This window comes from Paenibacillus typhae (genome assembly GCF_900099765.1).
Taxonomy (GTDB): Bacteria; Bacillota; Bacilli; order Paenibacillales; family Paenibacillaceae; genus Paenibacillus_AQ; species Paenibacillus_AQ typhae.
On the sequence record NZ_FNDX01000005.1, the window covers coordinates 252,057 to 265,916 of the forward strand.

The window sequence follows — 13,860 nt, forward strand, 5'->3', positions numbered from 1 at the left end:
AAAATCCCACTAACTCAGCCCAAGGTAGCTCGATTAGCACGCAATAGAGGGAAAAATCCCACTAACTCAGCCCGAGGTAGCTCAATCAGCACGCAATAGAGGGAAAAATCCCACTAACTCAACCAAAAGTAGCTCAATCAGCACGCAATAGAGGGAAAAATCCCACTAAGTGAGTAGTAGGCGGCTGGTTAGCGAAGGGATAGGCCCCCTCTGCCTCAGCGGCTAGCGGATCGACTCGCTACTCTCCCCACCCGAAATTTGCGACCCCAAACCGGAAATTCGCTACCTTCCCCCTTAGGTTGAATGCGGTTACAATAAGGCTATAAATAGCAGACGCTTTTACCACATTACAGAAAAAAGATTTATCTTGGAGGTCCATACGATGGAGAACAAAGCAAGCGGCGGGGTTAGCCCGATGAAAAAGCAGCCCGTTCCGGCGCTTATCGAAACCGGTTCAGGTCGCAAAAGATCACTCTGGAAAAGGCTGCTGGCCCAAAAGCATCTGCAGACCATGGCGCTGCTCGGCGTGGCCTGGATGATTATTTTTAACTACATTCCGATGTACGGGATGATTATCGCCTTCAAGGAATACAACATCGTCAAATCGATTGCCGAGGCCCCTTGGGTGGGACTTCAGCACTTCAGAGAATTATATGAGGACGAGGATCTGAGGTATGTTATCAAGAACACGCTGGGCATCAGTTTAATCAAGCTGCTGATCGGCTTCCCGCTCCCCATCATTTTTGCCCTGTTTCTCAATGAGGTACGTTCAATCCGCTACAAAAAAGCGATTCAGACGATCTCCTACCTGCCGCACTTTCTCTCCTGGGTCGTGCTTGGCGGTATCCTGGCAACCTGGCTTGCAGATGTAGGGATCGTTAACAATATTCTGATGGCACTGAACCTTATCGATAAGCCGATATCCTATCTGGCGGAACCAAGCTACTTCTGGACCATCGTGATCTCCTCGGATATCTGGAAAGAGCTCGGCTGGTCAGCGATTATTTATCTCGCCGCGATTGCCGGGGTATCCCCGGAAATGTATGAGGCCGCTACCATTGACGGAGCCGGACGCTTCCAGAAAATGTGGTACGTCACACTGCCGGCTATCCGCGGAACGATCAGCATCCTGTTCATTCTGGCGGTCAGCGGCGTGCTCAACTCCAATTTTGACCAGATTCTGGTCCTGCGCAACTCGCTTAACGAAACAGCCAGTAATGTAATTGACTATTACATCTACTATACAGGGATTGTCACCAGCCGCTTCTCCTATTCTATGGCGGTCACGTTGATCAAATCAGTTATAGCACTGATCCTGCTGCTGATTGCCAACCAGGTAACCAAAAAAGTCAACGATACGTCACTGTTCTAGAAGAAGGAGGATTTAAACCATGTTTTCTCTCAAACGCAAAACGATGGGCGAAGCCATATTCGATATCGCCAACAACCTGGTCATGCTGTGTATCTGCTTCATTACTCTGTATCCGATATGGTACGTGCTGATCAACGCCTTCAATGACGGTAATGACGCCATGATGGGCGGGATCTACTGGTGGCCCCGGATGTTCAGCCTGGAGAACTTTGAAGCGGTATTCGCCAGCTCCGGCATTATGACGGCGATGGGTGTTACGGTGGCCAAGACGGTTATCGGAGTTGTCCTGCACGTATTCTTTACGGCAATGGTAGCTTATGCACTGTCCCGAAAAGGCCTGATCGGCGGAAAATTCTACATTCTGCTCGGTACCATCACCTTATTCTTTAACGGTGGACTGATTCCAACCTTCCTGCTGAACCGGGATCTTCACCTGCTCGATAACTTCCTGGTCTATATCATTCCGGTCTTGTTCAGCTTCTTCGATCTGATTATCTTCATGACCTTCTTCCGGGAAATTCCCGAAGGGCTTGAGGAAGCGGCTTGGATCGACGGTGCCAATGACTGGTCCATACTTCTGCGGGTGGTGCTGCCGGTATCCATGCCGGTTATCGCAACAATCGCATTGTTCCACGGCGTGTATCAGTGGAATGATTATTTTGCAGGTATTATCTACATCAACAATCCGGATCTGCAGCCGATCCAGACGTATTTGTTCCGGGTGGTTGCCCAGTCCAGCTCCAATCAGATGATGGTCGCCCTGCAGGGCAGCAGCGTTACCAAGACTGTAACCTCCCAGTCCATCAAGCTGGCGACAATGGTCGTCACCACGCTGCCGATCGTCTTCGTCTACCCGTTCCTGCAGCGTTATTTTGTAAAAGGCATGATGATTGGTTCAATCAAGGGCTGATCAGCGGCCGTGTACAATCAGGTAACTCCTCCAGAGGCTGCGCCAAGCAGCTTCCGGGGTTGAGCTTATAAAGGTATTCATTCATAACATTTTAGAAAAGGGGTAAACAAGCATGGGCATGAAACGCAAGCCAAAATCAATGGTGCTGCTGCTCTTGGGACTGATGCTCGCGATGACGGCGTCAGGCTGCTCAGGCAACAACAATGCCGGAGGCAATGCCAACGCAAATAAGGAGAATAACAATACAGCGGCGGCGACAACCGAAGCTTCGGCCGCACCTACGGCTGCTGCACCGTCGGGGGATGAACCGGGCTGGCAAAGCGATACTTCACCGATCACCTTTGACTGGTATCTGAATTTCTCCTGGTTTCCAAATAAATGGGGTGTAGACCCGACCTCGCAATATGTAACGAAAAAGACCGGCGTCAACATTAACTTCATCGTGCCTGCCGGTAACGAAAATGAAAAGCTGAATACGATGATTGCTTCCGGCCAGCTGCCTGACTTCATTACCCTCGGCTTCTGGGAAGATGCGATCAAGAAAATGATCGAAGGCGATATGGTGCTGCCGCTCAACAAGCTGGCGGATGAATATGACCCTTACTTCTACAAGGTTTCCGATAAAGATAAGCTCGGCTGGTACACCCAGGAGGACGGCAATGTCTATGGTTATCCGAACTCTTCCTCCTCACCTGCCGACTATGAGAAGTACGGCGCAAACTATGTATCCAACCAGACCTTCGTAGTCCGCAAGGATATTTATGAAGCGATTGGCAGCCCGGATATGCGCACACCGGAAGGCTTCCTGAACGCCCTCAAAATGGCCCAGGAGAAATTCCCTCAAGTAAACGGCCAGCCGCTGATTCCACTCGGCCTGCATGAGTTTACGGAGAACGGCAATGACTCCCTGGAAGGCTACCTGCAGAACTTCCTGGCGATCCCTTGGGAAAAGGATGGCAAGGTGTATGAGCGCGAGACTGATCCTGAGTATGTACGCTGGATGAAAACACTCCGTCAGGCTAATCAGGACGGACTGCTGGCTAAAGATATTTTCATCGACAAGCGTGCCCAAATGGAAGAAAAGATCGCTCAAGGCCGCTACTTTGCAATGCTGTACCAACGTACGGACTTCGCTTCCCAGCTCGGAACGATTTACCAGAAGAATCCTGAACAGACCTATATTGCTGTAGACGGACCTTCCAATACGGCGCTGGATCAGCCAACCCTGAACGGCCCTGGTATCTCCGGCTGGACAGTAACCCTGATCTCCAAAAATGTAAAAGACAAAGCACGTGCTATTAAATTCCTCAGCTACCTGAACAGTGAGGAAGGAAATAAAGATTTGTACCTGGGTGAAAAAGGCGTCAGCTATGATACAATTGATGGTAAAGACCAGTTCCTGCCTGAAGCATTCGCGCTGATGAACAGCGACCGTGCGGCATTCGACAAAAAATACGGCTCTTCCTTCACGTTCTGGATGATGCAGAACACGAACATTACCGACCAATGGGCTCCTAAATCGGTAGAACCGTTCAAGCAGCTGGAAGACTGGACCCGCGGTAAGGCCATCAACACTTCCGAGTTCCAGCTGATTGATCCTACCGGCAACTCGCCGGAAGGCATTATCGCTACCAAGCTCAAACAGCTCCGCGGCAAAACAATGCCGAAGCTGCTGATGGCTTCCTCCGATGCCGAATTCGATGAGATCTGGAATGATTACCTCGCGAAGAAGGAAAAAGAAGGCTTTGCGACCTTCGATGCCTACAGACAGACCAAGTATCAGGAGAACAAAAAGAAACTCGGTATGGAATAGTATAGAATAAGACCCAATTGCCCGCTGACTGCGGGCTTTTGGGTTGTTTGCTTCTATATATTGAGATGATGCTGCGGTAACAGGAGAGTGCGTATGCGTAAACGGATTAGAGAGCTTTGGAGTTCCTTCAGCTACTGGTGGGGGCGCAGATCGCTGCAGAGCAGGCTGGTGGCCGCTTATATTTTCATTATCCTCGGCCCGAGTCTCCTTGTCTCCGTGTTTTCTTTTAGAACCATTAACAATACCTATGTCCGTGACGCCGTGGATAAGAACAATTACCTGCTGCAGATGGAGAAGCTTCACATCGTCAATCAGATTGAAGTGATGGAGCGGGCGGCACAGATTGCTTATTCCGACTCGGCTGTAAGGAGCTATCTCTCAAATGAGAGCGCTCTTACGTTAGGGGAGCTTGTTGATTTTAACAACACAACATTTGTCAATTTAAGCCGAATCCAGTTGAATAACCCTGGCATTGAGCATCTGCGCCTGTACTCGAACAACGAGAGCATGTACGAGATCTGGCCGATTATTTTACGTGAAGACCGGGTGTATGAGGAGCCTTGGTATCAGGAAGCACTGAAGCTTGAAGAAAGGGAGCTGTGGGTGTTTCAGAGCAATGATCCCGACGTCATGCAGCGATACACTAATTTAATGACAGATGGACAGCCCAAGGTCTCCCTGCTGCGGGCAATCAGCATTCCGGCCGGCCATCATGTCGGAATGATCCAGGTGGATATGATGCTGAACAATTTCACGCCGAAGACGTATACGGATGTACGCGATAACCAGTCCCAGATGTTCATCGCGGATTCCGGAATGCGGTTGTTTACACGCAGTGACAATTCTTTTACAGAGAACTATACACAGCTGGAGCAGGCCATTACCGAGCGGCTGAAGCATTACGGGGAGACCGGGGAATGGGACATTCATTACAAGGAGAATGGCAGCTCGTTCATGCTGATTCATACTCCGCTTGAGCGGATCGGCGCTTCGCTGATCAATGTGGTATCCATGGAAGATGTAATGAAGCATATCTCCCAGACCCGCAATTTGCTGATCGGTGCCAACATCGGGTTTATTTTTCTGGTTACGCTGATCGCCTATGTCATGAATGCCTTCATTCTCAAGAAGCTGCGGCTGCTGACCGAAACGATGAAAAAGGTGCGTAAAGGCGAGACCTATACAGGACTTGCCATCCGCGGAGGCGGGGAGGTCGGGGAGCTGGCGCATCACTTTAACAAGCTGATGAATACGATTAATACGCTGGTGGCCCAGGCCGTGCATAAGCAGGCGCTCACGAAGGAGGCCGAGCTGCGCACGCTGCATAATCAGATCGATGCCCATTTCCTCTACAACACGCTGGAAAATATAAAAATGCTGGCGGAAATCGAGGATCAGCGGATGATCTCCGATGCCTTGACCTGGCTGGGCGGAATGATGCGCTATAACTTTAAATGGACAGGCGAGTATGTGAAGCTGCGCGATGAAATCCGCCATATTCAGAATTATATCGAGATTATGAATATCCGTTTTGAACACCCCATCCATCTGGAGTTAAATATAGATCAGGTTTATATGGAAGTCGAAGTGCTGAAAATGTCGCTGCAGCCGATTGTGGAGAACAGTGTGAAGCATGCCTGGAATACCGGCGGGGATGAGCCGGAAGGCCGCAGCATACGTATTGATGTGACGGAATCGGAGGGAGAGCTCTTTATCCTGATTGGCGACAACGGCTGCGGGCTTACGCCGGAGCGGCTGGCCGCTCTCCATGAGAACATTTACGCCAAAGAAGAGCAGGGCACAGAGTTTTCGGGTAAGGGAACTGCAGGCTACAAAGCCGGAGGCATCGGTCTAAGGAATGTGCATCAGCGGCTGCAGCTGTTCTACGGCGAGGCTTACGGGCTGGAGCTGCAAAGTGAGCCGGGGCAGTGGACTACGGTGTTTATGACGCTGCCTAAAGTACTTTTGACGGGGGATAAGAGATGATGAAGAAACTGCTGATCGTCGATGACGAGAAAATGATCCGCCAGGGCCTTAAGGCAATGATAGAACGGGAATATCCGGCGGTTTATACGATTGGGCTGGCAGGCAACGGCCAGGAGGCGCTGGAGCTGTTCCGGCGGGAGCCGGCTGACATCATTATTACCGATATCCGTATGCCCGTGATGGACGGTATCACGCTGCTGGAGCATTTATCGGAGGAAGTACTGCCGGAGCTGCGCCCGGCCGTGATTATCCTGAGCGGCCATGATGATTTTGAATATGCCAAAAGCGCGATCCGCCACCGGGTGAAGGACTACCTGCTGAAGCCGATCCGCCGCGAGGAGCTGTTCGGTACTCTAGAGCAGATTCAGCAGGAGCGCCAGGCACAGGAAAGCGGTGCAAGCCGGCAGGCGCAGGAAACCGAGAATTACCGCAAGGAGCTGCGTACCGCCCGCCTCCAGCGTCTGCTGCAGCAGCAGGATGTACAGCCCGGCCCGGAGCAGCTGGAGGAGCTGGGAAGGCTGCAGCTTCCGTATATGGTAGGCGTTATAAATTATTACTACAGCGACGGCACGCGGATGAACTCGGGTGAGGTGCAGGGGCTGCTGGAACGGCTGACGGGGCCGCTGGAGCAGCAGTTCAGCGAGATGCTGACCGACTGGGAAGGAAAGCTGGTCCTTGCCGGCGGAAGAGCTGAAGCATTTCTGAACCTGTACAGAATCGCGGAAACGAAGGAAATAAAAGGGCTGCTGATGGGTGTGAGCGAGACAACGGGCAACCCGGAGGATTTTCAGGAATGCTATAAACAGGCCTGCCGTGCGCTGCAGTATACTTTTCTGACGCCTCAGTCCGGCTTTATGGATTACGGGAGTATCCGTGCTGACCGGCTTAGCTTTCCTCTGCCGGAGGAGGAGCTGCGCAAGCTGCTGAATATGCTGGGAACCGAACGGGAAAAGGAGATTAAGAGCCTGCTCGGGAATATTTTTCAGACGGAGCATTTGCAGCATCTGGATCTGGCTTACGTGGAGAATGTGGCCCGCAGCATCAACGAACGTGTGCTGGATGAGGTATTCCGGGTGCATGGGGAGGCCTCCGTTGAGGTGCTGAAGCTGTACCGTACAGTAGGCAATCTGTATAATTACCGCCATTTCCATGATTATTACCGCGCGCTGGAGCATTTGCTGCTCAGTGTAAACGATTATATTATAGGAATACGGTCTGCACATACCGAGCATGCCGATATGGAAGCGGCGCTGGCTTATATCGAGGAGCATTACGCGCGTCCCTTGAATATGGCGATGGTCAGCAACCATGTGTCGCTCAGCTATTCTTATTTCAGTGAGGCCTTTAAGGCCTATACGGGCGAGAGCTTTGTCATCTATCTCAAAAAGGTGCGCATCCGTCATGCCAAAGAGCTGCTGTCAGGCAGCAGGATGATGAAGCTGTCGGGAGTGTCGGAGGCCGTCGGATTTGAGAACAGCAAGCAGTTTACCCGTGTATTCAAGGAGCTGGAGGGCATCTCCCCCGGAGAATACCGGATCAAGCTGCTGGGCGCAGGCGGCATCCGCCCGGAGGATAAGGAGTTCTATTAAGAAATACAGGTTCGGAGGTACGAAAGTGGAAGAGATACAAGGCAATTTGATTACTGTAGAGACGCTTGCGGCTGATTTCCGCAGGCTGGGTGTACAGGAGGGCATGACCCTGCTGCTGCATTCCTCTTTTAAGTCACTGGGCCAGTGGGTAGCCGGTGGTCCGGTGGCTGTTATTCTTGCCCTGGAGGAGGTGCTTGGGACGGAAGGGACACTCGTCATGCCGTCGCAGTCCTCTGACCAGACCGATCCCGCAGGCTGGAGCAGGCCGCCCGTGCCGGAAGCGTGGTGGCAGACGATCCGCGAACAGATGCCGGTCTATGATCCGGACCTGACCCCGCTGCGGGGTATGGGCGTTATCGCGGATACGTTCCGCAAGCAGCGTGGGGTTAAGCGGAGCAGTCATCCGGTCGATTCCTTTGTAGCCTGGGGAAAGCACAGGGATTTCATCATTGACGGGCACGCGCTGGAATTCGCCTTCGGCGAGCAGTCACCGCTGGCCCGGATTTACGATCTGCACGGGAGCGTGCTGCTGCTGGGTGTAGACAGCCTGAACAACACCTCCCTGCACTTGTCGGAATACCGGGCAGAGTATGCCGGGAAGCAGGAGGTGACCCCCGGTACACCGATGCTGGTAGACGGGACCCGGCAGTGGGTGCAGTTCAGGGATCTGAACTGGGATTCGGAGGATTTTGCGGCGCTTGGAGAGGACTTCAGCAGAGAGACAGGCCTGACCCGGCACGGGCGTGTGGCGGCATCGGCCGCCCAGCTGATGCCGCAGCGGGAGCTGGTGGATTACGGTGTGAAGTGGCTGGAGCGGAACCGGAAGTAGGCTGCGTGGCCGCTGCAGATTGCAGAAGGCCGCGTCGCCTGGGGTGTCGGTGACTGGTGGGGCTCGTTAGGTGGAACTTGAGATAAGTGATCCGGTAGCAGAATTTAGAGAGAGTACTAAGCTCAGGGCAGCTTCAAGGAGGAATTACCAATGGGAACAACGACGGTTTATTTAACCCGGCACGGCCAGACAGAATGGAATGTGCAGCAGCGGATGCAGGGGCATCAGGACTCGCCGCTTACTCCGCTTGGGATACAGCAGGCCGAGTGGCTTGGCAAGGGGCTGCAGGAGGTGCACCTAGATGCGGTGTATGCCAGCTCCAGCCCGCGGACACTGCGGACCGCGGAGATTATTCTGGGAGAACGCAAGATTCCCGTAACCGCCTGCGACGAATTTAAGGAGCTGTGCATGGGAAGCTGGGAAGGCTGCGAGTCTCCGGCACTCAAGCTGGCTGAACCGGAGCAGTTCCGGTATTTCTGGGAAGACCCGGAGAAATTCGGCGTGGAGGGCAGTGAGACCTTCGCCCAGGTGCAGGAGCGGGCGCTTAACAGGCTGCAGGAGATTATTAGCACCCATGAAGGGCAGACGGTGCTTATTGTGACGCACACAGTTGTAATCAAAGTGCTGATGGCGTACTTTGAAGCACGGCCGATGAACAAGCTGTGGGAGCTGCCTTATATTCATCCAACCTGCCTGTGCCGGATCGACATCAAGGAGGGTGTACCGGAGATCGTGCTGCATGGAGACATCAGTCATTATGAGTCAGCTGATGCTGTTATGGAATCGTAGGGAAGCAGGCTGTAACTCCGGAGTTTAACTGGATCTGAGGTGCTTCATAGAGCTTAACTCCGAACAAGCGGGTCTTCAGCAGTTAGTGGGATATTCACCACTTCATTTGATGATTTTTATTGTTTTTCAGTGATTAGGTGGAAAATCGACACTTCTTTTGGCCACATTCGCTCCATGAGTACGATAAACGCAGAATTAAGTAGCATTTTTCCAATTAGCAGCTCCGAACAGGGAGATTGCTCCTAAATAGGTGGTGAAAACCCACTTAGATAGATCAGCAAGGCCCGGGAGGCTTATTTCCATGAAGCTGAAAAGATTGGCATGCATTAATAGCTGCAACAGCAGGCAGTGTCCGTAAACGGCACTGCCTGTTTGTTTTTCTTATTTGGCATGCTGTACCCGGCTTGCAGCCGGAACCCCCAACCGTGCTCCGGCCGCAAGCTGTGTCAGATCACCGTCCAGTGCCTTCAGGCCGGGGAGCAGCGCCGCAAGTCCGGCGCAGATTACCGGCAGCAGCCCGGCGGCCACGAACAAAGTCGGAACCCCGTAGAATTCGGCAACCGCCCCGCCGGCCAAAGCGCCAAGCGGCTGCAGTCCGCCGCTGATCAGGAAGCGGATGGAATTCACCCGGCCCTGGTGGCTTGCCGGGACCAGCTGCCCGTGCAGAGCGGAGCTCAGGGAGCCGAAGAACGGTCCGAAGACACCAGCCATGAACGCGGCGGCCAGGGCGAACGGATAGCTTGGGATGAGTCCCCACAAAGCGGTGACCAGCCCGATTCCGATCAGGCTGCCGAGCATGAAAGGCCGTCTGCGTCTGATCTCTCCGATCAGCGAGACGATACTGATTCCGCTCAGGTAGCCAAGCGCCGATGCCGTACCCAGGGAGCCCAGTGCGGCCGCATCACGGTGCAGCACTTCACGGACATAGGGGACCATCATGGTCCAGATGGCAACCGAGCTGAGATTGCTGACGGAGACCAGAACCATAATAGTCAGCATGGCCGGGAATTGCCTATAAAAGCTGAAACCTTCGGCGATTTCTCCCAAGTATTCCTGAAGGGAGAAGCGGCCGGCTGCTTCCCGGGGCCTGGCCAGCTTCGGCAGGCTGAACAGAGTGGCAATTGCGGCTGAATAGCACAGCGCATTGATGCCCAGAGCCGGCAGCGCCCCGCTGGATGCGGTCAGCACGCCCGCCAGCGCCGGCCCGAGCAGGACGGCGGCGCCCTTGCAGCCTTCGATAATTGCAAAGGCCCGCATCAGCTTGCGGTCGCCGGCCACGCCGGGAACGACGGCGGTTGCCGTCGGGAGGAACAGCGCAGAGCAGGCACCGCTAAGCATGGCTGCGGCGAAGAGATGCCAGAGCTGCAGCTGGCCGAGAAGCCCCATGCCCAGCGGCAGGAGGATGGCCAGCAGCCGGAGCAATCCGAGGCAGGCCATCAGGCGCACCCGGTTCAGCCGGTCGGAGAGCGGCGATCCCAGCAGGCGGATGAGGAGCTCGGGAATACCGGAGGCGAGCACAAGAGCACCCATGGCCAGCTTGGAGCCGGTCAGCTCATAGACCAGCCATTCCATGGCCAGGAGCCCGAAGGTATCGCCGAAGGTGCTCAAGGATATGGTGGCTAAAAGCCCGTAATAACTGTTTTTTTGTTTGAACACGTGTATATCCCCTCCCTTTCCTGATCCGGATCAAGTTTCCAGATACCTTCCGATTTGCTGCGGCAGCGCCTGCAGTGCCTCCAGCCGCAGGCTGTAAGAGGCCGATTTGTTGGTGCTGTGGACGATGACCAGCCCGGCGGCGCGCAGGGCGATCAGATGGTAATGGATTGTGCTCTTGGACAGGCCCACCTGCTTGACGATTTCAGTGAAGCTCAGCTGCCGGCCGGTCAGCAGCCGGAGAATATACAGCCGCGTCTCATCGGAGAGCGCCCGGGTAAGCCGCAGAAGCGCCGCAGCGGGCCGTCCTTCCTCCGGAGGAAGGACATCACAGGAGTAGCTGGTAAATACAAACTCATCATAAAAAGCCGTAGTAACGAGCGGCCGGGAGTGATACTGGGGAATAAGAATAATCCGCTTCAGCTGCTCTGCCGGATAGAGGCGCATCCCGGCAGTTGCCTGTTCATAAACCTCCAGGTCATTTCCCCCGCCGAGCGTCTCCCTCCGCCTGTCTGCTTCGCTCTGCAGTCCCGCAAGAATCTGCGGATCAATACCGCTGAAATATCCGGCATCCCATACACGCAGCATCTCTGCTGCGCTGCTGCGCAGCTCGGGCAGATTGGCAGGGACGGACTGGCCGAAACGTCCGGAAATCTCAAATAGCTCCCCTGTAGTCAGCTCCTCAAACCAGCTTAGGAATCCATGGACCGTCCGCTCACCCGGACAGCTCCAGATATAGGGATTCAAATTGAAATCCTCGGCCAGGCTGATAACCTCCCGCATCTTCTGAAGCTGCACCGGAGCAAACCTGTCCTGCACCTCACGGACCCAGAGCTTACCGGCGTCCATGGCAGTATGATTCTGTTTGTAAAGAAAGGCGTTAAGACTGGCGATACATTCATACATAGGTGCAAAATCAACTTCAACACTGTAGCTCATAGCGTGGCCCTCATTTCAAAAGTAGAATTTCTGGCTCAGTTAGAAATTGTTCTATAAATATAGAACCAATCATTTGTTTTAGTATAGGCGAACTAATTGGATATTTCAAGTAATAATATGCTTGCCCGTAGCAGGATGGCATGACAAAATCCGAATTGCGCAGCACGGCGGCTGAATAATACTATTGCATAAAAAAAAAGAGGCGGCTCCTGCCGGATGCTATTCACATCCGGGGGAACCGCCTCTTTACATGTGGTTACGCAGCTTTTAGTTGATAAAGCCAAGCGCCAGCAGGGTCTTCTCCAGCATCGTAGCAGCTTCCGCGCGGGTAGCTGATTTCTGCGGAGCGAACGAGCCGTCCGGCAGTCCCTGGATAATGCCCTCAGCAGCAATTTCGGCTACTGCCGCCTGAGACCAGGCAGGAAGGGAAGCGGCATCGCTGAATTTGGCCAGCGCCGCAGGGTCACTGTTCAGTGACTTGCCGGTGTATTTCATGGCTTTGGACAGAATCGCAGCCATCTCCTGACGGGTGATCGGGCTGTTCGGCATGAAGCTGCCGTCTGTGTAGCCGGTGATCAGTCCCGCAGCCGCTGCGGTGTGTACAGCATCCGCATACCATGCGCCTGAATTGACGTCACTGAAGGTAGTGCCGCTGCTCACTGTTGCCAGACCGAGCGAGCGGGTAATCAGGGCAGCGAATTCTGCACGGGTCACCGCTTGTGAAGGTGAGAAGGCCGTATCGCTTGTTCCGGTGATAATCAGCTTGGATGCGAGGAGATCAATAGCCGATTTGGCCCAATGGCTGGTGATATCTCCGAACGTCTTGCTGGACTGGACAACGGTGTAATAGCTGTTGCTGTTCCGTTTGATCGTAACTATGGCAGTTCCGTCAGCCTGGGTAGTGAATACGGAAGGCACGAACGAAAGCTTACCGGTTGCCGGATCAAAGGAGACAGCAGTCGCATTGTCCGGATTCAATGATTGTGTTGCCTTGATAGTGCGGCTTACGTAGGTGCTGCCGAAGCTGTTCAGCGGTACGCTGCTATTGCCGGCCTGAGCGGAAATGGAGAACTCAATTACCGGCGCTGCCAGGGTAACTGAACCTGCTTGTGCAGCAATGGCCTGATTCACACTGCTCAGCGTAGCTGTGCCGGCTGGCAGAATGGATACAGTGATCGTAAAGCTGCTCGTACCAAGCTGTGCGGCAAGTGCTGTTCCATTCACAAGACTGAGCGGAAGCGAATAAGAGGTTCCGTCCGTCGTATTGAAGGTAAGCACTGAAGCCGGGTTGGCTGCAGCCTGCTGGATCAGCACACTGGCCGGAAGTACAGCCTGGGCTCCGCCTGTTGTAGAAGTCAGCGGGATAACCAGCTCATTGCTGCCTGCAGGCAGTGCGGCGAACTGGGCTGTCAGCGTCTCGGCAGTAAGGGTTGTCACCTGCGGTGCAGCCGTTGGTGCTGGTGTAGCTGTCGCAGTAGGTGACGGTGTTGCCACTGGTCCTCCGCCATTTGAAGGATTGCCCGGAGTTGTTGTAGGTGTAGGCGTTGCACCCTTCAAGTCCTTAATGCGTCCTTCTGTAGCATTGTTTACAGTTCCAACCTGTGCCAGATAGTCTGTAAAGACCTCATAGTCCGGCAGATACAGCTCGTAGTAACGTCCGTCTGCCTTGGCGGCTGCCAGGGAACGGTAGAAGTCGCCGCCGCCGGCCATGAAGGAGTTGGTGGACAGGATGTAGTAAGCTTTAGGATCAATAGCAGTATAACTGCCGTCGGCCTGCTTGATTTCTACTGAGACGATACGCTCGCCGACCTGCTCAACCACATTGGTTGTAGCATTGACGATTTCCGGTTTCTTGGTGGAATCGTAGGTGTAGCGCATGCCTGAGACTTGGGCGAAACGGCCCTGGTCACTTTCCAGTCCGCTGACGCCGTTCTCCAGGGCAGCGATAATTTCCTGTCCGGTCACCTTCAGGGCAACCAG

10 protein-coding genes are annotated in these 13,860 nt (G+C 53.9%); 7 read left to right on the forward strand and 3 right to left on the reverse strand.

Annotation, left to right across the window (positions count from 1 at the left end; all coding sequences use genetic code 11):
- Nucleotides 1–415: 415 nt before the first annotated feature.
- From BLR64_RS06990 to BLR64_RS07020, 7 genes are all read left to right on the forward strand, one after another.
- Nucleotides 416–1,372 (forward strand): ABC transporter permease, encoded by a 957-nt coding sequence (locus BLR64_RS06990; protein WP_244157637.1) that lies wholly within the window; start codon nucleotides 416–418, stop codon nucleotides 1,370–1,372.
- A 19-nt stretch (nucleotides 1,373–1,391) separates the two neighbouring features.
- Entirely contained in the window at nucleotides 1,392–2,282 is an 891-nt protein-coding gene (locus BLR64_RS06995) for a carbohydrate ABC transporter permease (RefSeq protein ID WP_090713432.1), read from the forward strand.
- Nucleotides 2,283–2,394: 112 nt separating this feature from the next.
- Nucleotides 2,395–4,095, forward strand: a complete 1,701-nt coding sequence (locus tag BLR64_RS07000; protein WP_090713433.1) for a type 2 periplasmic-binding domain-containing protein — start codon at nucleotides 2,395–2,397, stop codon at nucleotides 4,093–4,095.
- Nucleotides 4,096–4,188: 93 nt separating this feature from the next.
- Nucleotides 4,189–6,081: a cache domain-containing sensor histidine kinase gene (locus BLR64_RS07005; protein WP_090713434.1), complete on the forward strand. Its 1,893-nt coding sequence runs from the start codon at nucleotides 4,189–4,191 to the stop codon at nucleotides 6,079–6,081.
- Nucleotides 6,078–7,670 (forward strand): response regulator transcription factor, encoded by a 1,593-nt coding sequence (locus BLR64_RS07010; protein ID WP_341833373.1) that lies wholly within the window; start codon nucleotides 6,078–6,080, stop codon nucleotides 7,668–7,670. The genes BLR64_RS07005 and BLR64_RS07010 overlap by 4 nt, the downstream gene beginning before the upstream one ends.
- 25 nt (nucleotides 7,671–7,695) lie before the next feature.
- Complete coding sequence (locus BLR64_RS07015; protein WP_090713435.1) at nucleotides 7,696–8,499, forward strand: AAC(3) family N-acetyltransferase; 804 nt, start codon at nucleotides 7,696–7,698, stop codon at nucleotides 8,497–8,499.
- 150 nt (nucleotides 8,500–8,649) lie between these two features.
- On the forward strand, nucleotides 8,650–9,288 hold the full coding sequence (locus BLR64_RS07020; RefSeq protein WP_090713436.1) for a histidine phosphatase family protein: 639 nt from the start codon (nucleotides 8,650–8,652) through the stop codon (nucleotides 9,286–9,288).
- A gap of 381 nt (nucleotides 9,289–9,669) precedes the next feature.
- Here BLR64_RS07020 and BLR64_RS07025 read toward each other — a convergent pair whose 3' ends face one another.
- The 3 genes from BLR64_RS07025 to BLR64_RS07035 form a co-directional block, all read right to left on the reverse strand.
- On the reverse strand, nucleotides 9,670–10,944 hold the full coding sequence (locus BLR64_RS07025) for an MFS transporter (protein WP_090713437.1): 1,275 nt from the start codon (nucleotides 10,942–10,944) through the stop codon (nucleotides 9,670–9,672).
- A gap of 30 nt (nucleotides 10,945–10,974) precedes the next feature.
- On the reverse strand, nucleotides 10,975–11,880 hold the full coding sequence (locus BLR64_RS07030; RefSeq protein ID WP_090713438.1) for an ArsR/SmtB family transcription factor: 906 nt from the start codon (nucleotides 11,878–11,880) through the stop codon (nucleotides 10,975–10,977).
- A gap of 267 nt (nucleotides 11,881–12,147) precedes the next feature.
- On the reverse strand, nucleotides 12,148–13,860 hold a 1,713-nt coding region (locus BLR64_RS07035; protein WP_208607142.1), incomplete at its 5' end, for an S-layer homology domain-containing protein.